Annotated in this window: 21 protein-coding genes; 6 read left to right on the plus strand and 15 right to left on the minus strand. The window is 66.4% G+C overall.

What is annotated here, in order from left to right:
• Positions 1-44: 44 nt before the first annotated feature.
• From ACZ48X_RS10560 to ACZ48X_RS10570, 3 genes are all read right to left on the minus strand, one after another.
• On the minus strand, positions 45-941 hold the full coding sequence (locus tag ACZ48X_RS10560; RefSeq protein ID WP_336350999.1) for an ATP-grasp domain-containing protein: 897 nt from the start codon (positions 939-941) through the stop codon (positions 45-47).
• A gap of 181 nt (positions 942-1,122) precedes the next feature.
• Positions 1,123-1,653 carry a 50S ribosomal protein L16 gene (locus tag ACZ48X_RS10565; RefSeq protein WP_336351000.1) on the minus strand — a complete coding sequence of 177 codons (531 nt, stop codon included), beginning with the start codon at positions 1,651-1,653 and terminating at the stop codon, positions 1,123-1,125.
• A gap of 270 nt (positions 1,654-1,923) precedes the next feature.
• Entirely contained in the window at positions 1,924-2,157 is a 234-nt protein-coding gene (locus tag ACZ48X_RS10570) for a TrmB family transcriptional regulator (protein WP_336351001.1), read from the minus strand.
• 574 nt (positions 2,158-2,731) lie between these two features.
• Here ACZ48X_RS10570 and ACZ48X_RS10575 point away from each other — a divergent pair.
• The 4 genes from ACZ48X_RS10575 to ACZ48X_RS10590 all read left to right on the plus strand — a co-directional run bounded on the left by ACZ48X_RS10575 (position 2,732) and on the right by ACZ48X_RS10590 (position 5,571).
• Complete coding sequence (locus ACZ48X_RS10575; RefSeq protein ID WP_336351002.1) at positions 2,732-3,052, plus strand: hypothetical protein; 321 nt, start codon at positions 2,732-2,734, stop codon at positions 3,050-3,052.
• A gap of 334 nt (positions 3,053-3,386) precedes the next feature.
• Entirely contained in the window at positions 3,387-4,586 is a 1,200-nt protein-coding gene (locus ACZ48X_RS10580; RefSeq protein ID WP_336351003.1) for a glycosyltransferase family 2 protein, read from the plus strand.
• Between the two features lie 108 nt (positions 4,587-4,694).
• On the plus strand, positions 4,695-5,057 hold the full coding sequence (locus ACZ48X_RS10585; protein ID WP_336351004.1) for a hypothetical protein: 363 nt from the start codon (positions 4,695-4,697) through the stop codon (positions 5,055-5,057).
• 1 nt (position 5,058) lies between these two features.
• Positions 5,059-5,571 carry a hypothetical protein gene (locus tag ACZ48X_RS10590; RefSeq protein WP_336351005.1) on the plus strand — a complete coding sequence of 171 codons (513 nt, stop codon included), beginning with the start codon at positions 5,059-5,061 and terminating at the stop codon, positions 5,569-5,571.
• 51 nt (positions 5,572-5,622) lie between these two features.
• On the opposite strand, the gene ACZ48X_RS10595 is transcribed toward ACZ48X_RS10590, so the two are convergent.
• The 3 genes from ACZ48X_RS10595 to ACZ48X_RS10605 all read right to left on the minus strand — a co-directional run bounded on the left by ACZ48X_RS10595 (position 5,623) and on the right by ACZ48X_RS10605 (position 7,455).
• Positions 5,623-5,868 carry a hypothetical protein gene (locus ACZ48X_RS10595; RefSeq protein ID WP_336351006.1) on the minus strand — a complete coding sequence of 82 codons (246 nt, stop codon included), beginning with the start codon at positions 5,866-5,868 and terminating at the stop codon, positions 5,623-5,625.
• A gap of 75 nt (positions 5,869-5,943) precedes the next feature.
• The gene (locus ACZ48X_RS10600) at positions 5,944-6,732 is read right to left on the minus strand and encodes a hypothetical protein (RefSeq protein WP_336351007.1); all 789 of its coding nucleotides are present in this window, start codon (positions 6,730-6,732) and stop codon (positions 5,944-5,946) included.
• A 99-nt stretch (positions 6,733-6,831) separates the two neighbouring features.
• Positions 6,832-7,455, minus strand: a complete 624-nt coding sequence (locus ACZ48X_RS10605; RefSeq protein WP_336351008.1) for a TetR/AcrR family transcriptional regulator — start codon at positions 7,453-7,455, stop codon at positions 6,832-6,834.
• 135 nt (positions 7,456-7,590) lie between these two features.
• On the opposite strand from ACZ48X_RS10605, the gene ACZ48X_RS10610 reads away from it, so the two are divergent.
• Together ACZ48X_RS10610 and ACZ48X_RS10615 are read left to right on the plus strand one after the other, a co-directional pair.
• On the plus strand, positions 7,591-11,298 hold the full coding sequence (locus ACZ48X_RS10610) for an efflux RND transporter permease subunit (RefSeq protein ID WP_336351009.1): 3,708 nt from the start codon (positions 7,591-7,593) through the stop codon (positions 11,296-11,298).
• 104 nt (positions 11,299-11,402) lie between these two features.
• Positions 11,403-12,314 carry a DUF5995 family protein gene (locus ACZ48X_RS10615; RefSeq protein WP_336351010.1) on the plus strand — a complete coding sequence of 304 codons (912 nt, stop codon included), beginning with the start codon at positions 11,403-11,405 and terminating at the stop codon, positions 12,312-12,314.
• A 28-nt stretch (positions 12,315-12,342) separates the two neighbouring features.
• Here the strand turns inward: ACZ48X_RS10615 and ACZ48X_RS10620 are convergent, their stop codons facing one another.
• From ACZ48X_RS10620 to ACZ48X_RS10660, 9 genes are all read right to left on the minus strand, one after another.
• On the minus strand, positions 12,343-12,735 hold the full coding sequence (locus tag ACZ48X_RS10620; RefSeq protein ID WP_336351011.1) for a methylglyoxal synthase: 393 nt from the start codon (positions 12,733-12,735) through the stop codon (positions 12,343-12,345).
• A 65-nt stretch (positions 12,736-12,800) separates the two neighbouring features.
• Entirely contained in the window at positions 12,801-13,760 is a 960-nt protein-coding gene (locus ACZ48X_RS10625) for an NAD(P)-dependent oxidoreductase (protein ID WP_336351012.1), read from the minus strand.
• 77 nt (positions 13,761-13,837) lie between these two features.
• Positions 13,838-14,281 (minus strand): DoxX family protein, encoded by a 444-nt coding sequence (locus ACZ48X_RS10630; RefSeq protein ID WP_336351013.1) that lies wholly within the window; start codon positions 14,279-14,281, stop codon positions 13,838-13,840.
• Between the two features lie 64 nt (positions 14,282-14,345).
• Positions 14,346-15,326, minus strand: coding sequence for a hypothetical protein (locus tag ACZ48X_RS10635; protein WP_336351014.1), 981 nt, complete (start codon positions 15,324-15,326; stop codon positions 14,346-14,348).
• Between the two features lie 389 nt (positions 15,327-15,715).
• Positions 15,716-16,330: a tetratricopeptide repeat protein gene (locus ACZ48X_RS10640; RefSeq protein ID WP_336351015.1), complete on the minus strand. Its 615-nt coding sequence runs from the start codon at positions 16,328-16,330 to the stop codon at positions 15,716-15,718.
• Between the two features lie 91 nt (positions 16,331-16,421).
• On the minus strand, positions 16,422-18,839 hold the full coding sequence (locus ACZ48X_RS10645) for an ATP-binding protein (protein WP_336351016.1): 2,418 nt from the start codon (positions 18,837-18,839) through the stop codon (positions 16,422-16,424).
• Between the two features lie 82 nt (positions 18,840-18,921).
• Entirely contained in the window at positions 18,922-20,196 is a 1,275-nt protein-coding gene (locus tag ACZ48X_RS10650) for a DNA double-strand break repair nuclease NurA (RefSeq protein ID WP_336351017.1), read from the minus strand.
• Positions 20,196-22,907: an AAA family ATPase gene (locus ACZ48X_RS10655; protein ID WP_336351018.1), complete on the minus strand. Its 2,712-nt coding sequence runs from the start codon at positions 22,905-22,907 to the stop codon at positions 20,196-20,198. Before ACZ48X_RS10655 ends, ACZ48X_RS10650 begins: the two co-directional genes overlap by 1 nt.
• Positions 22,904-24,394, minus strand: a complete 1,491-nt coding sequence (locus ACZ48X_RS10660) for a metallophosphoesterase family protein (RefSeq protein WP_336351019.1) — start codon at positions 24,392-24,394, stop codon at positions 22,904-22,906. The genes ACZ48X_RS10655 and ACZ48X_RS10660 overlap by 4 nt, the downstream gene beginning before the upstream one ends.
• Positions 24,395-24,478: the final 84 nt, after the last annotated feature.

Below are 24,478 nucleotides of genomic sequence, written 5' to 3' on the forward strand. Positions count from 1 at the left end.
CCGTTCTCACTCGTACTCGCCGCGAGCGGTGCGTTCGACTCCGTTCAGTCCGACTCGCCGCGAGCGGTGCGTTCGACGAGCGCGGCGAGTCGGTCGTAGAAGCCGTCCTCGTACTTGGTGGCGGCGTCGACGGTCGGGCGAGCGTTCGTCTCGTTGACGACCGCGCGCTCGGGCGTGACGAGGAGGTCGACGCCGAGGAAATCGATGCCGAGGACGTCGGCGACGCGTTCGGCGAGCCGGCGGTACTCGGGGTCGAGGTCGACGCCGGTCGCTTCGGCACCGCGGTGGACGTTGTGCTTCCAGCGGCCGCGAGCGCGCTCGCGGTCGGGGAGCGACCGCTCGACGGCGCCGACGTACTCGCCGTCGACGACCATCACGCGATAGTCCGTCGCGTCCGCGAGGTACTCCTGGACGAGGAACGCCTTGTCGCCGGTCGCGCGGTAGTCGTGGACGAGGTCGAGGTAGTCGGTGACGCCGAGGAACGAGTCCGCGTCGCCGACCTTCGCGACGCCGATGCCGCGCGTCGTCGAGTTCGGCTTGAGGACGACGGGCGGCTCGAAGCGCTCGTACGCCGCCACGAGGTCGGCCTCGTCCACGGGGTTCGACACCAGCGTCGTCTCGGGCACGGGGACGTCTTCGCGGGCGAGCGTCGCGAGCACGCCGGCTTTGTTCCGCGACGCGAGCACGGCGTCGCGGCCGTTCACCCACGGCACCCCGAGCAGCGCGTCCGCGACCGCGCCCTCCATCATGCGACCCGGGTAGACGAACCCGGCGTCGAACTCCTCGAGCGCGACGTCGACGCCCGAGATGCTACCGTCGCCGGTGAGGTCGACGGTGCGTTCGCTGACCGGGACGTGCTCGACGTGGATGCCGCGGTCGCGCAGCGGCTCGCGGATGCGCTCGAACGTCTCCTGGCGGTTCGCGGCGGCGAGCCGGAGCATGCCCGCTCGTTCGGGCGGCGCGCTACAAAAGCCCGCGGTCGACGACGCGACTGCCGGCGTCCGGCGGGGAACGCGAGCGACGCGGGCGAGCGCTCGCGCTCACGGTTCGGGACGCGTGCGACGCGAGAAGCCGACGCTCTCCGGTTCGCGACGGTCGCGACGCGAGAAGCGGAGAGCGTCGTTACGAGATGAGGAGTTCTTCGCCGCGCTCGACGTCGATGCGACACGGCGGCGAGATTTTGTTGTACGCGCGACGGAACGCTTCCTTGCCGGCGTCGGCCTGGTCGACGTCGCAGTACAGCGTGAACAGGCGCTCGCCCTTCTGGATGCGCGCCGCCGTCCCGACGACCTTCCCGAACGCCTGACGCATCCCGTCGGAGACGCGGTCCGCGCCCGCGCCCGTCGCCTGCTTGTTCTCCCGGATGACGTGATGCGGGAACTTCCGCAGGATCATCTTGTAGTTCCCCTCGCCCTGCGTCTTGATCATGTGCCGGTTCGCCGAGAGGCGCGCCGCCTCAAGCGAGCCGTGGCGGATCTGGAGTTCCTCGTCGACGCGGAGACTGATCTGGACGGGGTAGTCCTCGGGCTCCGCGCCCGCGTCACCCATCTTGTGCTGTGCGATCTTCGACCCAGGGATGCCCGTGATGTACTCGCGCCGCGTGTACGGCGGCTTCGAGATCTCTCGGTACATCGACGCCGGCTTGTCGCTCATGGTTATTACGGCAACGTCCGCCGAGCGCGCAGTTAAGCGCTTCGAAGCGAACTGCCGCGGTGCTCGGCTCGCTGGGCCGGCGAGCGACCGGCTCGTGAGACGTGCGAGCGAGTGACTCGGTGTGGTCGAGAGAGCATCCGAGGAGGGAGGTCGGGGCACGCGGAGAGAGGTCCGCGTGCGCGGCGGTGGTCGGCGTTCGCGGCGGTGGTGGAGATTCGCGTCCCGCGAACGCGTGCTGGACGCCGTCGAGTGGGCGTCTGGCGAGCCTCGTCAGGCGGCGACGACGTACGTGCCGTCGTCGTTGGCGACGTGCCCGGCGCTCGTGAGGCTGTTGAGGACGCTCAGGAGGTCGATCTTCTTCATGTCGAGGCACTGCTGGAGGTCCTCGACGGTCCCGGCCTCGGTGACGTCGAGGTACAGGTAGACGAGCTTCGCGCGCGGCGACGTGATGTCCTCGGGGAGGGTCTGGGGCTTTGCGATGGCGGCGGTCTGTTGGATGCTCATGACGATTGGAACGTCGACGACATCGGATATAAGCGTATGCCTGGGAGTGTTGAAACTCCTAGAATGGCATTATATGGATAGACAGTGCATTGCACAGGACGGGTCGTGTGGGGTATAGTCTCGTGGTGTGGTCACGTGGGTCGCCGCAGCGGCGGCTTGCGGGTGTAGAATCGTGGATGACGGTCGTGCAGCCACTCACGACCGTCTAGCATGAGTTGCGCGTGCTCACAGAGACGGCGTGCGATGCCATCCTGACGATACCGACGCGGCCTGTCGCCGCGACTACTGCTTGTGGACATAAGTCCATAAGTATACCGGCTATCACAACATCTGGAACAGATTCTTCTAAAAACCCATCAGACAGCCAGATACAGCAGTTTTTCTGAGTGTTTTGGCCAGTTATTTGTTGTTCTGTGGGGTGGAGTCGGACGAACGTCGACCACGGGACGGCGACGGGAATGGGAACCAGGACGGCGACGACGACCAGGGTGGGGCGGCGACGGCGATCGAAGCGGGAACGGGGAGGGACTGGGTAGACCGGTGCGTTCTCGTGGCGGGCGTCCGTGGGTGGGGTATGGTCGATGACGAGACCGACGAGTACGCGAGCTGGGACGAGGAGGGCGCAACGACCGGCGACGCGGTGGACGAGGACGACGGCCCGGACGGCTTCGAGACGGCGCGCGAGGAGCGCGAATCGATGTACCCGATGACGGGGTACGCGCTCGTGCGCATCGAGTACCAGGAACCGCCGGGGGAGGCGTTGACCGAGGTCGCGCACTATGGCCGCCTCGGGGACGTCGAGCTCCCGGACCCGGCGCCGATGGCGGAGTACGTCGTGTACGACGCCGACGGGAACGCCTACCGGCGCGCGGACGTCGAAGCCGCCGGGGAGTGAAGCCGCCCAGACCCCCTGATTTCTCGTCGAGACCGACAGCGGGCAGGCTAGCGAGCGTGCAGTCGAAACGGAGCCGTGCGGCGAGGAGTGCGCGTGGCATCGACCCGAGACGGGTCGGGAACTGCGGACGCTATCGTGGAACCGTCCAGAACTTCAAGGCATCGGTATCGGCGGCGCGTTCGACGGTCGGTTCGACGGTCGTCGTCCGGGACTGGTTCGTGACTCGCCCCGATGCCTGCGGGCGATTGAACGGAATGAACCCCGTCGAACGACGCCGAACCGGGCCGAACGGCGTCGCCCGTTGAAGGGCCGCGAGTGCCACGCGTCGACCACGATGAAGGTCGAACGCGTCGCGCTCGCCGTCGTCGCCGCCGTGCTCGTACTCACGGGTGCAGCGACGGCGGGCGTCACACCCCTGGCCGCCGGCACGGTCGCATCGCTCTTCGAACTGACGCTGTGGACGACCGCCGCGCTGTTCGCCGGGACCGCCGTCGTCTGGTTCGCGCTCGCGTACGTCGTCGGCGCGGGCTACGAGTCCCCGCCCCCCGAGTACGACGGCGACGACGTCCAGGTGCGGGTCCTCACCATCGACGCCGCGGACGTCGTGCAGGCGACCGTCGACAGCCTCCCCGACGACCTCGACGACGTCCACGTCGTCGCCGAGGACGCCATCGACGTCGCGGGCGCGGACGTCCACAGCGTCCCCGAGGACTTCGAGTGCGACGCCGTCCGGAAGGGTCGGGCCATCGAGTGGGCGCGCCGAACGCTCGACACGGACCGCGAGTACGTCCTGTACCTCGACGAGGACAGCCTCCTCACGGACTGGCGGGGCCTCCCGGACGCGGACGTCGTCCAGCTCCGCGAACGCCCCCGGCACACGGGGTCGGCGCTGTCGTACCTCGCGGACGTCTACCGGATGGGCGTCCAGATCGAGCAACGTGCGTTCGCGCGGCTCTCCGTCCCGCTGTTCGCGTGGGGCGGCGGCATCGCGGTCCGGTCGTCGGTCGAGGACGCGGTGACGTGGGACCGCGAGACGCTCGTGGAGGACACCGCGTTCGTGTGGGCGGCCGCCCGAGAGTTCGACGTCGACTTCGCGCTCTCGGAGTCGGTGTGTCGGAACGAGGCGCCGCCGAACCTCACGGAGATCCTCCAGCAGCGCCGGCGGTGGGCGGCGGGGAACCTCGACGCGACGAGTCTCCTGCCGACGCGATACCGCGTGCTGACGCGCGTCCGGAACTACGCGTGGGCGCTGTCGCCGGTCGTGACGCTCGTCGTCGTCCCGCTGTCGCTGCTCGGCGCGACCGTCGTGTACGCGACGCTGTTCGTCGCGGTCTCCGTCGTGCTCGCGGCGTTCACGGCGTTCTGGTACCTCCGCGGGGTCCTGTACTACGACGACGCCGACCAGGTGCCGCTCGCGCTCGCGCTCCCGCTCGCGCCCGTGGTGACGGTCGTGCACTCGATGGGGACGGTCGCGGGCATCCTCGCGCCGCCGGCGGACTTCCGCGTGACGGAGAAGGCCGGGCCGGACGGCTGAGGCGACCGCGACGGCGAGTCGGGTATCGCTCGCCGCGGTCCCGTCCCTGCTTCTCGCCGGCCGCGAACCACCAGTATCCCTTTGGGTCCGCCGCGTGCACGTTCGGGTATGGATTCCGAGGTCTCGTCGTTGTCGTTGTCGAACCGGGTCGTCCTGCTGGGGCTCGCATCGCTCGAAGCCGTCGAGGAGACGCCGGCGCACGCGCCGGCGGTCCGGGCGGCGTGCGGTGACTGTACGGACGCGCTCGCGGACGCGGTCGTCGGGTCGCTCGACGAGGCGGCGGTCGCGCGCGGCCTGAACGTGCTGGAGGTCGAGGGGCCGGTCGTGCGCGTCGACGACGGGGAGTCGTCGGCGGTCGGGAAGGGCCGGCCGGCGTTCGCGCTCGAGGCGTCGGCGAGCGAGGTGCTCTCGGCGCTCGAGGACGACGCGGCGCTCGTGGACGCCGTCGAGGTCGTCCGCGAGCGAGCGTAGGATGCTCCGTCGCGTCCGCGAGACCGCGCCGGCGGGCCTGGTGCCGCTCGCGTGGACGTTCGCGGCGCTCGCGCATCTGGAGGTGGCGTCGCCGCACACGGCGCTGGTCGCGCACGTCGTGATGGACGTCGTCCTGGTCGCGTTCGCCGCGCTCTCGTGGCGGGACATGCAGACGCATCCGGTCCTGCGGGCGTGGCTCGCGGTCATCGTCGTCGGTGCGGGCGTCACGCTCGTCGGGACGTACGCGCTCGCGACGGACGGCGGCGAGACGCTGCTGCGCGCGACCGTGTTCGCCTGGATGGTGGTGCCGGCGGTCGCACTCGGCTACACGGGCCGGGTGCTCCCGCGCGAGGAGGCGGACTGGGTGTACACCGTCGGTGGCGTGCTCTCGGGCGTCGGCGCGCTCGCGTTCCTCTACGGGAGCGTCGGCGGCGTCGCGCTCGCGCTCCCCGCCATCGCGCTCGCGGGCGTCGGGCAGACCGCGGGTATCCTGAACGCCGTCGTCCAGTACTAGCCGGTGGCTGCCCGGGTCGGTGTCGACGGAACGAGGTCGGGTTCGCGGCCGCTAGAGGTCGGTCGCGACGCGGAGTTCGCTGTCCGTGACGGTCTCGATGCTGTCGGCGGGCACCTCGATGTCGTCGTCGTCCTTGTCGCCGTACCCGAGGCCCTGCACGATGGCTTCGGCCATCCCGGGTTCGGGTTCGACGTACGCGACCTGCGCGTCGGGGTCGACCTCGGTCACGATACCGATCTGTTCGCCTTCGACGTCCATGAGGAACTTCCCCTCGTCTTCGGTTGAGAGTACCGCCATCGTATCAACGTGCCGAGCGGTGGGTTATGAATTAATCGGTGGGGCGCGAGCGAAATCGCGGTTCGACGGGGTCGGTCAGTCGTCGCGGACGTCGACGAGGTCGGGATGGGTCGCGTCGACGCCCGCGGGGAGGTCGACGGCGTCGAGACCCTCGCGAGCGACGGCGTCGCGGACGCGCTGCCAGTCCTCGTGTCGGCAGAGCACCTGGACCGGGACGGCGTCGAGGTCGAGGAGGTCGGCGATACCGAATCGGTGGTAGCCCTCCGTCCAGACGACGTCGCCGTCGCGGGCGAGGACGACGAGCGGTTCGAGCTTGCTCGCGTACGCCGTCTCGAAGGCGTTGTCGGCGTCCGCGGGGTCGTGTCCGGCCGCGGCGTCGACGGGGCCTGCGTCGTCGTCGCCCGGGGCTGCGTCGTCGTCGACGGAGGCTGCTTCGCCGGCGGCGTGGGCGTTCGCGCGGTAGCCGTCGGTCGCGATGGACTCGTGGAGGTCATCGAGGTAGTGGAGACGAGTCTCGCGGAACGCGTCGAGGGAGTCGTAGCCGCGGACGTGCTCGCGGTCCTCGAACTGCTCGGCGATGTACTCGTAGAGCGTGGTGTCCTCCCACGCGCGGCCGTCGACGAAGCGCTCGCGGAGGCCGCGGTAGTTCGGGGTCTCGCGGACGGGGTCGCGTTCGGCGTCGCGGTCCCAGTCGCCGCCGCGGACGCGCCCGAGGCCGTAGTTGAGCGGGAGTGCGCCGGTGTAGGCGTCCACGTCGGCGGGGTCGACGTGGACGAGTCGCCAGGGGTCGGCTGGCGCGCGGTACCGGCGGCGGTTGGCGGCGTGGTGCCAGCGCGTGTAGTACCGGAAGGTGTCGAGGTCCATGGGCGGACCCGTGAGGACGCTCGTCGTCGACAAGAGCGCTACGGCTCGTTCGGGTAGCGACGAGTCTGTGTCGATTCTCGGTGTGGCGACGAGTCCGCGTCAGTCGTCGGCGTAGAGGTGCGATTCGAGGACGGTGTCGAGTTGGGTGCGGACGGCGTCGACGTCGACCTGGTCGCTGGTGGCGCGCCGGAAGAGCGAGCCGAGCATGACGCTCATGATGAGTTCGGTGGTGGCGTGGACGTCGACGTCGCGGAAGACGCCCTGGTCGATGCCGCGTTCGATGACGTCGGCGAGGCGGTCGTGGATGTTCGCGTCGATGTCGGTGAAGCGCCCGCGGTAGTCGTCGTCGAACGTGGCCTGCGAGCGGAGTGCGACGTAGGGCCGGCCGCTTCCGGGGTCGAAGTCGTCGAGCGGGATGACGATGTCGCCGGTGACGCCGTCGAGCGCGAACGCGAGGTAGGCGTCGAGTTCCGCTTTCGGGCCGTCGGGTGATTCCTGCTCGAAGGGGAGGCCGTAGCGTGCGAGCATGAAGTCGAGGAAGGAGAGGAGGAGGTCGTCCTTGTCGTCGAAGAAGTGGTAGAACGAGGACTTGCTGAGGTCGGCTTCGTCGGCGATGCGCTGGATGGAGAGGCCGGCGTAGCCGTGGTCGCCGAGGACGCGGAGGGTGGCGAGCATCATGCGTTCGCGGGTGTCGAGGGCGTCGTCGGTCGTCGAGTCGCTCATGCTGACCGAATATTCGTTCGGGCGCCATACCTGTTACGAGGTCGAAAGAACTAATACCTACCGAACGTTCGTTCAGTGCATGGTTACCGAACGTTCGTTCAGCAAGTCGGGGGTCGCCGCGACGGAGGGGCCGCAATGATCCGCGGGCTCGCCGCTGGGATCACCGAGCACAGTCGCCTCGTCGTCGCCGTCCTGCTCGTCGCGACGCTCGTCGTCGGCGCGGGCGTCCCGCTCGTCGAACAGGAGACGTCGCTCGACCAGTTCCAGACCGACACCGACGAGGCCGACGCGCAGGACTACGTCGACACGAACTTCGAACGCGAGAACGGGAACGGGAGCGTCTCGCAGGTCGTCGTCCGCGGCGAGAACGTCCTCTCGAGGGACTCGCTGCTCGCCACGCTCGACTACCAGGCCGCGATAGCGGCGAACGAGACCGTGAACGCGTCGCTCGACGGCGCGGACGCGACCCGGAGCGTCGCGACCGCCGCCGCGACGACCGCGTACGCGGACGACCGGCGCGCCGAACTCGACGCCCGCGAGCGCGAGTTGAACGAGACGAGTCGCGCGCTCCACGAGGCGCTCGCGACCCTCGACGCGGACCCGAACGCGAGCGTTCGCGCCGAGTACGACGCCGTCGCGGCGAACGCGAGCGCGAACCTCACCGGCGACTACGCGACGTTCGCGGACGCCGCCGCGACCCTCCGGAACGACTCCGCGAGCGAGTCCGCGCGCGAGACCGCCTACCAGCAGGGCACCCAGGGCGTGCTCGACGCCGAGTACGCCGCACTCCAGGCGGACGCCGCGGCGCTCCGCGACGGCGTCGACCCGTCGCTCGCCGAGCAACGCGACGCGCTCGCCGCACTGAACGAGACCGAGGTCGACGGCGTCCTCGAGCGCGTCCTCGGCGACGCGAGCCAGCGCGGCGGCGCGCTCTCGCTGATGCCGACCGACTACGAGACCGGCGACACCGAGGCGAACGCCACGCTGCTCGTCGCCGTGCACGCGACCGACGGCGCCGGTACCGCGCCGAGCGACGCCCCGCAGTCGCTCGTCGACGCGGAACTCGCGATGGCGAGCATCGGCGACGCCCACGGCGACGACGCGACCTCGTACCTCGTGTTCGGGAACGGCGTCGTCGCCGACGAGACGGACGCGTCGATGACCGACAGCCTCACGCTCGTCGGCCCGCTCGCGCTCCTGTTCGTCGTCGTCGTCCTCGTCATCGCGTACCGCGACCTCGTCGACGTCGTCCTCGGCGTCCTCGGCGTCGGCCTCGTGCTCGTGTGGACGTTCGGCGTCATGGGCTGGGTCGGCATCGCGTTCAACCAGCCGTTCATCATCGTCGTCGTCCTCCTCATCGGCCTCAGTATCGACTACGCCATCCACGTCGTCATGCGGTACCGCGAGGAGCGCACCGACAGCACCGAGACCACCGAAAGCACGGGCGACGAGCGGTCGTCGCCGCGCGAGGCGATGACGACCGCGCTCGGGAGCGTCGGCGTCGCGCTCGTCCTCGTCACGGGGACGACCGTCATCGGGTTCCTGTCGAACCTCGCGAGCCCCCTGTCGGTGTTCCGCCAGATCGGCGTCGTGAGCGCGATCGGTATCGTCGCGACGCTCGTCGTCTTCGGCGCACTCGTCCCCGCGGTGAAGACCGAGCTCGACGAGTTCCTCGCATCGCGCGGCCACGCACCGGGCGGGGCCGCCATCGGTGCCGCGGACGGCGTCGTCCGCCGGGCGCTCCAGGCGAGCGCCGGCATCGCGCGGCGCGCACCGGTCGCCGTCATCGTCGTCGCCGTCCTCGTCAGCGCCGGTGGCGCGTACGGCGCGACGCAGGTGGACACGAGCTTCGCGCAGGAGGACTTCCTCGCGGACGACCCCGCCGACTGGCTGAAGGACCTCCCCGAGCCGTTCGCGCCCGGCGACTACACCGCCAAGGCCGGGATGGACGTCCTGAACGACCGGTTCGTCCGCCAGGACGCCGAGGGCACGGTGCTCGTCGAGGGCGACGTCGCCAGCGCGGGCACGCTCGACCGGTTGGACGCGGCGACCGAGAACGCGTCGACGATGGCCGTCGTCGCGACGTACCCGAACGGCGACACGGCCGTCCGCACGCCCCTGACGGTGATGCGCGAGACGGCGGCCGCGAACGAGTCGTTCAACGCGACGTTCCACGCGTCCGACACCGACGACGACGGCGTCCCCGACGAGAACGTGACCGCGGTCTACGACGCGCTCTACGGGGTCGCGCCCGACGACGCCGCGACCGTCCTCCATCGGACCGACGGCGGCGAGTACGACGCGCTCGTCGCGACCGTCTCCGTCGACGGCGCCGCCGAGGACGCCGTCGTCACCGATCAGCTCCGGTGGTTCGCGGCGGACGTCGAGGACGGCGTCGAGGGCGCCGCGGCGGCCGGCGCGGGCGGCGCGACCGACGGCGACGTGACGGCGACGGCGACCGGGTCGGTCGTCATCAACGCCGTCACCGCCGACCAGCTGCTCGACACGGTCGTCCAGGGGCTCGTGGTGGCGCTCGTCGCCGCGCTCGTCTTCCTCACCGCGGCGTACGCGTTCACCGAGGGGACGGCGACGCTCGGCGCGGTCGTCGTCCTCCCGGTCGCGTTCACCGTGACGTGGGTGCTCGGGTCGATGTGGTTCCTGGAGGTGCCGTTCAACATCGTCACGGGCCTCATCACGAGCCTCACCATCGGGCTCGGTATCGACTACAGCATCCACGTCGGCGAGCGGTTCGTGCAGGAACTCGACGCGTCCGGCGACGTGGACGCGGCGCTCGAGGAGAGCGTCACGGGGACCGGCGGCGCGCTCCTGTCGTCGGCGGCGACGACCGCGAGCGGGTTCGGCGTCCTCACGGTCGCGCTCCTCCCGTTCCTCCAGGCGTTCGGCGTCATCACCGCGCTCACCATCGCGTACGCGTTCCTCGCGAGCGTGTTCGTCCTCCCGAGCGCCCTCGCGCTCTGGGCGCGCTGGACGGGCCGCGGCGACGCACTCGCGGACGACACCCGCTCGCGCGGCACCACCGACGCCACCGGCTCGCGCAGCACCACCGACGCCACCGGCTCGCGCAGCACCACCGACGCCACCGGCTCGCGCAGCACCGCCGGCGACGCGACCGCATCCGGCGAGTTCCCCGCGAGCGGGTTCGTCGAGGCGACCCCGACCGCGTCGCGCGACCGGCGCGCTGGCGCGGTCCGACGGGTCGACGACGTGGTCGCCGCCCCCGACGGGACGCTCACCGTGACCGTCACCGTCCACGAGACCGCCGACCGCGTGCTCCTCCACGAGCACGCCCCCGGCCCCATCACCCCGCAGGCGGTCGCGCCGACGCCCGTCCGCGTCGTCGACGCCGACGACGAGTGCTACCTCCTCTGGGGGCGCGCCAGCCAGTCCGCCACCAGCGGCGAGAGCCGGTCCACCGCCAGCGACGAGAGCCAGTCCACCACCAGCGACGAGAGCCGGTCCGCCACCAGCGACGAGAGCGACCTGACCGACAGCGACGACCGGCAACCCCGGAGGTTTACGTATAATGTAAACCTCCCGGCGGACGCGAGCGACGGCGCCACGCTCGCGTTCGACGGGACCGTCGCGACCGCCAGCGGCGAGGTCGACGTCGACGGCGACCGCGAGGTCCCGGTGGTCGCGGACGTCTTCCAGCGCGTCCTCGAACGCGGCAGCGCGACCGACCGCGACGTCCACGCCGCCGCCGGACAGCTCGAGGCGGACGCACTCACGGACGCCGAATTCCGGCGGCTCTGTCGCGCCTGGCTCGCCGCCGACGCGGACGCCCCGACGCCGCCGCTCGCACGTCCAACGAGCGACGACTGACCGGGCGCCCACCTCAAACCGGCGACGACTGACCGGGCGCTCCCAGCCCTCCCAGCGGTGCCGTCGACACGCATCGTTATGCCGACTGCGCGTCTGTACGTGGTATGTACTCGAGCGCGACACCGAGGTCGCGGCGTCGGCGCGCGCTCCGCGCCGCCGCGACGCACGTCCGCACGCCCACGCCGACCGGCGACCGCCTCGAACCCACCGACGCCGACGGCGTGCCCGGCGACGGCGACCGACCCGTCGGCGCCGACTCCGAGGTGCTCGCGCTCACCGCCGACGCGTACGTCGACGTCGACGACGCCCACGACCGCCTCGTCGCGCTCCGCGAGCGCTTCGCGGCGACCGGCGACAGGCGGGCGACGTTCCTCTCCATCTACGCGCGGATGACGGGTGCAGTCGCCGACCGAATCGAGCGCGGCGAGTTCGAGGACCCCGAGTGGGTGCGCGCGTACCTCGTCGCGTTCGCGAACCACTACCGGCGCGCCGTCCACCGCTACGAGACCGGACGCGTCGACACGGTTCCCGCGCCGTGGGTGCTCGCGTTCGACGCCGCGCGCGCCGACCGCTGCCTCGTCGCGCAGGACGCCGCACTCGGCGTGAACGCGCACATCAACTACGACCTCTCGCTCGCGCTCGTCGACGCCGGCATCGAAACCGACCGGCGGACGCGCCGCGCCGACCACGACGCCGTCATCGACGTCATCCACGGCCTCGTCGACGACACCCAGGACGCGCTCGCCGCACGCGACGCCCCCGGTATCGCCGCCGTCGACGACCACCTCGGTCGCGTCGACGAGTGGCTCACCGTCGTCACCATCGACGAATGCCGGACGAGCGCGTGGCGGACCGCCGTCGCCATGACCTCGCGCTTCCGCGCCCGCCGCCGGTTCGCGCGCTGGTGGAACGCCGCCACCGCCACCGGCGCCGCGCACCTCATCCACGGCACGCACGCCAGCGACCGCCTGCACGACGCGCTCGCCGACCTCGAATCAGGCGACGGCTCCGACTGAACCGGGCGACGGCTCCGGCCGAATCCGGTTACGCGTCCAGGGTGACGTCGTCCTCGGCGGCGACGCCCGCGAGCACGTACTCCGCCGCGGTGCGCGTCGTCGCCAACGGGACGTCGTGCACGTCGCAGATGCGGAGGAGCGCGGAGATGTCCGGTTCGTGCGGCTGGGCGGTGAGCGGGTCGCGGAGGAAGACGATGGCGTCGAGCGCGCCCTCCGCGACCATCCCCCCGATCTGGAGGTCGCCACCCATCGGGCCCGACGCCTTCCGGTCGACGTCCAACCCGACCTCGTCGCGGATGCGCTCCCCGGTCGTCCCCGTCGTCACGATATCTATCGTCGAGAGGTACGACTCGTGCGCAGCGGCGAAGTCGAGCATCTCGGGCTTCTCGTCGTCGTGCGCGATGAGCGCGATGCGCGTCATGCGAACGGACACGCTCGCCAGCGACAAAAACCTCGACAGCCCTCGACGACCTGCCGGCGTCGCGGTCAGGCGACGCGAACGCGCTCCGGAACCGCGTCGCCGTCGACGACGGCGGCGACCGTCGCGGCGACCGTCTCCAGGAGGTCGCTCGCAGCCTCCGTCGAGTACCACGCCGCGTGCGGCGTGACGAGGACGTCGTCGCGGCCGACGAGCGGCGAGTCCACCGGTGGCTCCGTCGGGAGGACGTCCAGTGCCGCCGCCGCGACCGGGCCGTCGTCGAGCGCGGTCGCGAGCGCCGCATCGTCGACGATAGCGCCACGGCCGACGTTCACGACGACCGCATCCTCGGGGAGGGCGGCGAGCGCGTCCGCGTCGACGAGCCCGCGCGTCTCCTCGGTCAACGGCGCGAACACACAGAGCGCGTCCGCGCGCTCGCACACCCCCTCGAAGTCCGCGAGTTCGACGCCGTGCTCCGCCGCCAGCGCCGCGTCCACGTACGGGTCGTACGCCACCGCCTCGTCGAACAACGCCACGAACGCCGACGCGACCGACCGCGCGATCGCGCCGAACCCGACGAACCCCACCGTCGACGCCGCGAGCCGTCGCGGCGGCGAAGCCGCTCCCCAGTCCCACTCGCCCGCCCGCGTCGACCGGTCGTACGTCGAGAGCCGGCGGGCCGCCGCGAGCGTCAACGCCAGCGCGTGCTCGCCCACCTCCTCGCGACAGTACGACGGCGTGTTCGTCACCACCACCCCCAAATCCTGGGCAGCCGACACGTCCACGTTGTCCACGCCGACGCCAGCGCGCACCACGACCGCCGGCTCGACCGCCTCGAGGACCGCCCGGGTCACCGGCGCATCAGGGCCGACCACGAGTACGTCCGCGTCCGCCGCAGCCGACGCCAGCGCATCCACCTCGTCGACCACCTCCCAGACGAACTCGACGTCGCCACTCGAGTGCTCGCCGACCATCGACTCCAGTCCCTCCAGCATCCCCATGCCGTCGCTCACGAACACGCGAATCATACGCGACGGTACGCGCTCCGACACCGAGAAAGCACGGCCCACAGCGCGGCCGGGTCGGCAGCGCCGACCTGACGCGTCTACGCGGCCGACTCGTCGGTCGCGTCAGCAGCGTCCTCCATCGGTCGCGTGTACCACCACGCCCACGCCACCAGCACCGCCTGGAGCGGCAATCGCGCCCACAGCGCCGCGTCCGACGGCTCGACACCCCCCGGTAGTTCATCGACCGCCTCGTCGTCCACCGCCATGTAGACGTTCGCCGGGAACACCGCCACGAGCAGCGCGACGAGCCCCCACGCCGACGCCTCCCGCGTCTCCGGATGCAGCACGCCCAGACCGAGCGCGATCTCCGCGACCCCCGACGCGTACACGAGCTCGCGCGGCCGCGGGAACCCCGGCGGCACCACGCGCTCGTACGCGTCCGGCGCCACGAAGTGCGTGATACCGGCCAGCACGTACAGCGGTCCCATCACGTACAACAACGGTCGCTTCAACCGCGACAACCCAGAAGCACGCTCGCTCATGTGTAGCGCAAGCGAACGAACACCGAAAACCGTTCGCGTTCCCGAAAGCCACGGTGTGCGCGCGCTACGTGGCGTCGGCGACGCGCTCGCGGACCGCCGCGACCGACCGACTGCCGCCCGCGACCGCCAGACAGGAGACGAACGCGGTCGTCCCGAGCTTCCCGCCCGCGCCGGCGAACGCAGGTGCGACGACGACGAACACGACCCCGCACACCACGCCAGCGGCCCCGACCGAGCGCGCGCTCCCGAGTCGCTCGCGCGACGACATCCCGACGAACGACGCGCAGAACGCGACCGCCGCCAACCGCCCGCCACCATCGACGACGACCGGAAGCGTCACGCCAGCCACCACCCCGACGACCGCCGACGCCACCACCGCACCGAGCCCGAACCGCTGGCTCAAGCCCGCAGTGAGCACGGCCGCGACCGCAGCCGTCGGCACCACCACGACCGCACTCGCCCATGGCACGCCACTCGCCGCCGCGTACTCCACGCCCAACACCAGTCCCGTCGACGCACACCCGAACAGCGCCAGCGTCCCGAGCTTCCCACCGAACCCAGCGAACGACTCCCGCGTCGCGACGAACCCGACACCCGCAACCAATCCCGCGACCAGGACCACCCCGACCGACGGGAACACCACCGGCGACACCATCCCCACGAACGACCCACAGTACGCCGCCGCATCGACGTCCGAGAACACGACCCCCGCCACGAGCCCGACGACCGCCGACGCGAGAACCGGGCCGAACCCAGCATGCACGCTCAACGCGTACGTCACCGCAGCCGCACCCGCAACAGCCACCACCTCCACCACGCCCCCACGCGCCAGCACCTCCCCGCCACCGAACACCACACGACCATCGCCGTCACCGAACAGCGACCGACCCTCCGCACCCACGACCACACCACCGACGACCACCACCCACCCACCAACGCCCACCGACGCCACCGACACCACCGGCTCCACGACCGCCCCAGCAACCAACGCCAGAGCCGTCCCCACCAACGCCACGAACCCACCACCCCGAACCACCCACTGCACGACCCACCATCAGCAGAACGCACCCGAAAACGTTCCGGAACACCACCAACTCACCCCCGTTCGTAGAACCGGCGAACGAACCCCTCTCTACGGGGGTTGTCGTTCCGGCATGTGAACCGAGAAGGCTATGCCGCCTCCCGGTATTGAACTGAAATTCCAAATGCCGACCTACTCTAATTTATAGATGTCGAACTTGCCGCCGGAGACCGAAGCCCTCCACTCACGGACCAAGGGCCCCCGAAACACTAACACCTGATGAAAAAGACGCACTGCTCAGATTCTCCTTCGCCCAGTCACACATCTCTTGAGGGCAAATCCATCTGATTCAATTTAATTAGCACTCAGATCTACCGTGTTAGAGAGGGCACCCAAATTGAGTTCAGCTTACATCAATTCATCTTTCGTTGAATCCGTTCTTTGCGACCTTCGAAGCCGCCTTTCGTGCCGTCGGTTGTTCCTATTTCGAGTGCTTTGTCACAGACATCAAGGGCCTCTTCGTACCTCTCTTGCTTTTCATAAATAATTGCTAAGCGTTTGAATGCAGGAATTCTAGGAACCTCACCAAATTCCCTAACGAACTCATCAGCAATCTGAATGTCTTTTTCGCAGCACTCAACGCATTTCTCAATAGCATCCTCTCGGCTATCGCGTTGTTTGTAATAAACGTCAATCAGCTCGTTATACGTGAAATGGGTGCTTGTGGCAGACCCATCTTCACGCTCAAGCGCTGTCAGTAGAACCATTTCTGCGAAGTCATAATCACCTTCGTTGGCTGCGGTAGAACCGACCCCTTTCAGATACTCCTGTGCCGTTTGAGACGTCTCCCGTCTCCCCACTTCGAGGAGGTTGGTTTCGCCACCAGTCCCAAAGAAGGTGCTATGTTGACGGAGCTTCTGTCGCTGATTCTCATCGAGGTCTTTGTACCAGTCCTCCAATCCAAGACCAATAATCAACTCCGGGACGTCAGAACCAGTGCCAAAGATGCTAGTGAATCTGTCGAACATAGTCTCCCAGAGGTCGTCAGAATACTAAAAAGAAGGCACGCGGGAGAGTTATCCAGACTTCGTGACATTTGCAGATTCGGACAAAAGAAAGTCAGCCATCGCCCAACAGGTCAACATCACCAGTAGACTCACCACCACCCATATCCGCCCCTTCAGAACGTGTTGGCTGTTCTCGTCGCTGCTCGTTCGCAGTTCGCCATCTCTGTGTCGCAGGGATGCTGTCGGCACCATGTTGGGTGTGACGCTCACGGACCTGAATCAGAACAGGGGTATTCATGGCATCTCCCGATACGACTGCCTGTCCCGGAGTGAGACCTGGCAACTCGCGGAGGACGTCCTCACCAGCAGCTTCGACGCTGCTCTCGATCGCCTTCTGGTCGGTCGGATTCTGTATCTTCATCGTAACCTGTGTCCCACACTGTGAGAGGACGTCCTGGTCGATTTTGGATGGACGCTGACTGATGATTCCAAGTCCGAATCCGAACTTTCGACCCTCGGAGGTGATCGTCCGCATGATACCCAACGAGGGGGCATCACCGGTCGCTGGCGCGAATCTGTGCCCCTCTTCGAACAGGGAAAACAGCGGGAAGTCGATGATGTCGCCGTCGAAGTTCGGATCGTCACCGCGCTCACGAACGGCAGCCAGTCGTGCCTGATACAGGCGGCGGAGAAGTACCGTCGCGATCATCTGCTGGTCACGACGGCTCAGCGTGTCCATCTGGAGGACTGTACATCGTCCTGGAGCAACCAAGTCATCGAGCGGGACGTTCACGTCCGTCGTGAACAGCTCGTTCCGCTGGATTGAGCGTCGAAGACGCCACTCCAGTGCTCCGACACTTGCATCATCTGGACCGTACTGGTTCCGCATCTCATCCAGCAGCTCATCGACACCCCACGTGCGAGACTCGCGTTGTTGCATTGCTCGCCACCCTCCGGCGAGTCGTTCCTGCATCCGGTCGCTGGGGTTGTCCAGAATAGCCATGACGTCTCCGACGCTCAATTCCGAAATCCGGATGCGGAGGTTTTCGGGATTGAAGTACTCGACCTCGGGTCGGTACCCATCTTCGCCAGCAAATCTCTCCTCTCCTCGAATCTCCGAGAGACTCCCGTACTCCCCGTGTGGATCGAACACCAGCAGTGACGCCCGAACGTCTGGCTTCATCATCTCTTCCATCAGGACACCGGCAGTGTACGACTTCCCAGAGCCAGTGGACGCGAGGATTGCCAGGTGTGTCGCAGCGAATTCGTCGATGGGGACGTGGACGTCTACGGCACCCGTTTCGCGATTGAGTAACCATCCCATGTGGGCGAGTCCATCTCGCGTGGCGACGTCGACCGAACTCAAGTCTACTTCTCCGCTCTCGGTGCGAGCGTTCTCGGCACCGATACCGAGGTTCGGGAGGACCGCTTCCAACATCGCGTCAGGGGCAGTGCGAAGCTGCGTTCCCGGCCGCGGAAGTTGGCGCGGGTTGGAGAACGTCTCCATTTTGGTGTCGTAGAAACCGATGACAGTGGCTTCGAGCCGATAGAGGTCGATGTCCTCTGTCGGGACTCCAAGCGTTCCAGCGACGGCCTCCGGCGCGACATGGGGGTCTGCCATGAACGCCTCGGGGAGTCCCCGCGCCTGCTCCCGATTGGTCACGCGAGCGATGACATCTCGAGGCGTCCCCTCGACAGTCACCGAGTATGTGATGAACTCACCCGTCTTCACCGCCTGCTCGTCCGGAGTGACGATGAAGAACTCGTTCGGGCCATCTCCTGGGCCAGCTACGGTACCGATAAGATCTCCATCGCTCCCGGTCCTCGCGGACGAGGTGGATGGTGTACTCATCGCATCACCCCCCCGGTCGACAGACGACTGCCACCGGACATCCTTCTCGATGACGTTCAGAACCCGCTGGTGTTCCTCCGCGGGGAACGAGTCACGGAGGCGTCCCACCAGTGCCAGTGTCACCTCAGCACCGAGTGGACCGGCGACGTCTAGCAGGCGTTCGATGTACGCGAGTTGAAGCCGGCCGTCTTCAGTGGAGTGGAAGTCGCGGGTTACGCCGTCTGGGCACTGCTCGACGATATCCTCGACCGCGAGAGTCCACCGCGGCATCTGGTGGCTGGAGTTCTCAATTGTCCCATCTTCGGTAACCTCCGCAGTTCCCAACAATGCGACCCCCGCAAACTTGGTCCGTTCCTCGACGTATCCCGGTGTGAACTGCGGTTGGTCACCCTGTGCGAGTCGCGGACCGGACCGACCCTGGTCGGGATCGACCAGCTGGGTGTCGTAGATGACGCCCATCACGATGTACTCGTCTCCTCGGATCGTCTTCTTGATGAACACAGGCTGGCCGAACCCACACTCGTCAGGGGCAGGGGCGCGCTCGCGGTCGGTCTCGTTGTAGATTTCGACCGTGTAATCCATGTGGCTGTTCGAACTCACGATACTACCGATCGCGAGACAGTCGTCGGTTCGGTCTCGCTGTGTGTCGGACTGCTCCGTCAGTGGTGTGTCGCTCATTGGTTGTGGGTAGTCGTGGAAGTGACGGTTCCACTGCCGTGATCGGAGAGCGACTCTGTCGCTTCTCTGTGTGGCGCCCGAATCATCGTCGTCGGAGTTCCTTGCTCAGTGCCTTCGCGTCCCACTCCAGCGGTACGTCGTTCGTCTCGGCCCACTTCTGGAGCAGACGGAGGAACTGCTGTCGGTCACGCTGATCGAGGACGGCGTCGGTGTCCGCTTGCTGGAGTACCTCTGGGTATCCCCGTCCGACTCCGGACTCGGCGCGGACGACGTCCAGCGTGTATTCGTACAGGTCCGCGTATCCGGACGGTCCGTCCGCCTCCAGCATCCAGCCGGGGAACTCCAGTCTGTCGAGGCCATCGCCTGGTGGGACTTTGAGATACGAGAAGTGAATCTCGTGGCCGAAATCGTACTCCACTCCACGGTATGACACGGTGAGGGCATCGACACTCCCATCACGTCGACAGAGGAACGGCACCGTCGAATCTCCCCAAGAGCTCATCATCCCAGCCAGCACACGTGCGTCAGGGATGGTACGGTCCGCACCCAGTTCGTCCTGAAGCAGAAGCCGGGTCATCTTCGACAGTTCGACGGCGTTTGTGCCTGCGACGTACCCGACAACTGGAATCCGGTGATGCTGACTCGCTGCGAGGAGTCGACTGATGGCCGAGAGGTACCTATCTCGGACTCCCGGTCGCTTTGGGTTCGCGAACGACGCCACGAGCGGGCCGTCGTAGAGGACGACCGGGCGACGTTCTAGTTCCCCACGCTCGTACTCCCCTGCCAGGTCTTCAATCCGTTCGACGAGGAGGGATGCTTCGTGTTCGTACCGTTCGAGGCCGACGAGCGAACTGTCGACGAAGCGGTACTCGTCGCCGCCGTTGTCACCCCCTGAACGGGTCACGTCCATCGGGCCGAGGAGCCGTCCCTCCCTCCCGCGTTCGAGCTTTCCCTCAGGGGAATGGTAGTTGAGGCACCACGCAGCCTGCACGTACGCGAGTGGGACATTGAACTGGGTCGTCGGAGGGATCTCAGATCCGTCGACTGCCAGCATCGGGACGTCCATCAGGAGATCCCGTGCCCAGTCGTTGACCGCCTCGTGGCTGTCCCACCCGTCGGATGTCTCGTGGTGAATCACGAGTGAGTCTGCACTGTCGAATCTGTCTGTCGGGAGGGCTCCCGGGTACGACGAAGACGACAGATCGGAGCGGAGCTCACTCGCGTCACTCATCTCTGGAAGTCGGCGAAATGCGTCTTGATAGCGTGCGACGAGGTCGTCATCGTCCTCCAGATACGATCGGATGACGTCGACGTTGTCGTCGAGCGCCGCCGCGACTTCGGCTTTGTCGAACGCCATCAGTCGCTCATCACCTCCGACGTCTGGTCGGGTTTCTCGATGGTGATGCTGTAGTCGGTCATCGAGTCGAACGTGGAGTCGTGGCTGATGACTGTCAACTGATCGAACGCGTCCAACCTGTTGAGTTGTCCGACGAGGTTCGCCTTTTTGTCCTCGTCGAGGTTCGCCGTCGGTTCATCGAGGAACGCAATACCGAGCCCGGAGATCTGTTCCAGAATGGCCAGTCGGACTGCGAGAGCCGCAGCCATCTTCTCGCCGCCGGAGAGTGTGGAGAAGGACTTCCGAACATCGGCGTCGACGACGACGATGTCGTAGTCCGACGTCCATTCCAGTTGCTCGGCCTTCCGGCCACGAATCGACCGGAAGATGGTGTCAGCGCGCTTTCCGATGCGGTCGGTGATTACGTCGCGCATCTTCGGTCCGGCTGCACGGACGTTGTCGCGCACCCACGTGGCGAACTGCTGGTCCGCAGCGAGTTCGCGAAGCGTTTCGACTTTCTCTTCCCGTTCCGCCAGTTTCTCCTCTAACTCCTCGACTTTGGCTGCGACTCCCTTGAGTTCGTCTTCCTTCGCGCCCTTCGTGCCATCGAGGGTGTTAATTCGTCCCTTGAGTTCCTCTATCTCCTCGGAGAGGGACTCGAACTCGTTCTCGTCGAACGATTCCTGTACGTTCTCAAGATCCTCGTTCAATTGCTCGTGTTCGTCACGAAGGTCCACGAGCTCCTGTTCAATCTCCGCTACCTTCTCCTCTCGCGCTTCCATTTTATCGGCCGTCTGCCGGTTTCGTTCGAACTGCTGGTAATCGTCCTCGTTCTCCTTCAGCGTCTGTTTTACGCCCTTGAGTTCGTCTTCGACATCACCGAGCCCGGCTATTTCTTCGTCCAGCTGGACCATCTCGGCTTCGACCGACTCGATCGACTCTTCGACATCTACGAGGTCGTCCGGGGCATCGGCGTACTCGTCCGCTTGGACCTTCGCCGTCTGGAAGGCGTCCTTCGCCTCCTCTAGCGAGTCGCGCTCGTCCTCAAGGCCGGAGATCTGCCCGATCCGCTCGGAAAGTGAGGTTATCTCCTCACGAGTCTCTTCGCGTTCTTCGGCGAGATCACCGAGGTCTTCTCGGAGATCCTCTGCCCGGTTCCTGTGCATATCCAACTGTGCGACTCGTTTTTCGACCCGCTCGGCCTCCTCGAGTTTGTCTTGAAGTTCGGAAAGTTCCTCTTCGAGGTCTTGGCGTTCGGATTGAATCTCTTCGAGGCGTCCCTCCCGCTCTTCGATGGTTTCCGTCCGATGCTCACCTTCCAGCGGTTTCCCGCAGGTCGGGCACGGGGCATCTGCATCAGCGTCTCGGAGGCGTTCGAGTCGTTCGCGGAGCTCAGACGCTTCTGATTTCAGTGACGCCAATTCGCCCTTCACGTCACTAATTCGGTCCCGAATCTCGCCGGCATCCGCCACCTCGGCCGCCTCTCGGTCGATCTCTTCGATCGTTTGAACCGTTCGGCGGAGTTCAGCGAGATCATCCCGCGCATCGGCGTCGAGTGACTCGACTTCGTCACGAAGCCGTTCGACGGTTTCGCGGTCCGACTTCAGGTCGGAGATTCGCTCGTCGAGTTCCTCGTAGCGCTCTTTGTTTGCCCGGTGTTCCTCGATGTTCTCCTTGGCTTGTTCGTACTTTTCGACCTGCTCTTGAAGGGTCTCTTTTCGTGTCTTGAGACGCCCACGCTCGCCCTCCAGTTCCTGACGCTCGTCGCGCAACTCGTTCAGCTCCGCGAGTTCGTCTTCGAGGTCGTCTTGGCGTTCCTTCGCCTCGGTGTACTGTTCGTATCCCTCACGAGCAGCCTCACACTTGTCGGCCGCGTTTTGTGCAGCCCCCAGATCGTCTTCCGCGTCTTCAAGGGCGTCCTCTTTCGCCCCGATGGCCTGCTCCTTCTGCTGGATCTCCGCTTCGAGATCCGCGATACGTTCACGGGTTTCGTCCAGTTCTCCGTGTCGCTCCTCGGCGTCGGTAAGGTCAGACTGGGCCGACTCGATCTCACCGACAATCCGCTCGACTTCCTCCTCGAGTTCCTGCTTCTCCTTACGCTCCTTGGGAAGGCTCTGTACTTCGCCGGTGAGTTCCCGGATGTTCTCCCGCACGCGCTGGCGCTCCGCTCCAATCTCATCCGGGACTCCTTTCAGAACGTCCCAAGACTCCTCGTAGGCGTCGATGCCGAGGAGTTCGTCGAACGTCTTCTGTCGGTTCCGAGCAGTCTGTGCGAAGTCAGAGAGGAACCGTGTCTGCGGAACACCAACGCACGACTCCCAGAGTTTGCTCAGTTCGTCTCCGTCCTCGAGGTCGAACTTCGTACAAAGCCACTGAACGAGTGACTTCTTCGAGTCGATATCCTGGTCGACCCACTCGTCGTTCTCGCTGTCGTACCGTGCAACACCGTACTTCGAGTATCCCGCAGACCGAGTCACGCGGTACTGCTGTCCGTCTTCGCGCTCATCCAACTCAATGGTGACTTCGACGGTGCCGGACGAGGCGCCCTCACGGACGAACTCGCTGTTGTTGAACGGAAGCGAGTCGAAGAGGGCGAACCCAATCGCCTCTTGTATCGTCGATTTACCGGAGCCGTTCTCCCCGAGGATTGCAGTGACGCCCTCCTGTAGCGGCACCTCCGTTCTGTCTTCGTACGACTTGATGTTCTCCAAGGTAACACCGAGTATCTTCATTCTGCATCACCTCCAGAAGCAGCAGCACTCTGTTGTTCAGCCGTGCTCTCATCGGTATGTTCACGTTCGGCGAAGGGAGCCTCGGTCACGTCCAGTGAGACATCCGCTGTAGCGTCGGGGAATAGCTCCTGGCGACTGTCTGAGACGACGTCGACGATGTCGTCTGTGCTCTCCCCGCTCTGTGCCATCCGGTGGGCATCACCGAGGAGTGTCGCCACCTCGTCAGCGTGATCACTATACTCGGACTCGGTGGCGATCGTCTCAAACACTCGTTGCTCCAGTGCTGCGGTCTGTAATCGCCCGTCGACGAACACCTCGTCGTCGTCAAGCTCCGCCAGCAGTTCCTGGATTTCAGCGGTAGTGACCCGGCTGGTGTTCGTCTGCACGTACAGCGCGTCGCAAACACTCTCCGCTCGGTCGGCGAGTTCGTCCACTCGGAAGCTTCCTCGGTCGAACTGGAGCGTTCCCTCGAACCGGAGATCGATCATCGATTCGCGACGGTCACTCCCCCACAAGAACTCCTCGCGGTCTATGTAACTCTGAAGAGCTCCCTGCTCGTCCTCCAAGTGGTCGAGGAACGCCGTCTCGAGTTCACCCGCCGAGTCGTGAGGGGTGACGTCGAAATCAATGGTATAGAACGGACGGCGTCGCGAGTGATTGTGATCAACGGCGTGTGCGAGTCTCCCTGGGCCGTCGTGCTCGTCGTCGGCCTCGGTCAAGTCTACGCTGTAGTAGCCGTGGTCCCAGTCGTCTCTGGCCTCTGACGTGGAGTGTGCTTCCGGCGATCCGGGGTTGTAGATCCATCCACTCGCGTCGTATCGCTTGTGGATGTGTCCTAATGCGAGGTAGTCAACCACCTCACGCACCTCCCGGAGTTCCGCATGTGTCACGTTTCCGCCGAGCGCAGGCACTTCATCCTCGATACCGAAGTGAGCCAGAAGTACCGTGTAGTCGGGCTCGCCGTGTTCATCTGCCGTCTCCTGGATGCCCTTTGCGACCTTCTCCAGCGCGGTGTCTGTTCGTGCACCCCGCCACTGCAATCCGAACACGCGGACTGTTCCGGAGTCCGTCTCGATGTCGTAGAACCCAGCGTCTTCACCAGGCTCGTTTGAGTCGTGCGGCTCGAACGTCGCCACTTCCGGATGGCTCTCCAGGTCAGCTTCGAGGAGAACGATGTGCCCGCGACGGTGGAGGTAGTTCAGCCACGTGACGTCGCGTGGGGTCAAGTTCTCGTCGTGGTTTCCACGAGAGACGAGGACAGGGACATCGTCGGGGACGACACTGAGGCCCTTTTCAGCCGCCTCGAGAACCTTTGGGCGGAGGTCCCGCGAGTGGAACAGATCCCCCGGTAGAAGGATGGCGTCTGGGTCGTCCCGCATAATGAGCTGTAACGTTGCCTTGAACGTGCTCGTCATATCGTCTTCGCGCTGGTTCAGTCCGTACTGACGGTGGCCGAGATGGATGTCGGCAAGGTGTCCGAATTTCATTGGTTAACTTCGTCGATTGATTGCACTATGATGTTCTCTCTGGAGCGCACCCGCAGTCCAGCAGGGATTGTTGGCGTAGTCAGA

Source organism: Halorubellus litoreus (assembly GCF_055378595.1).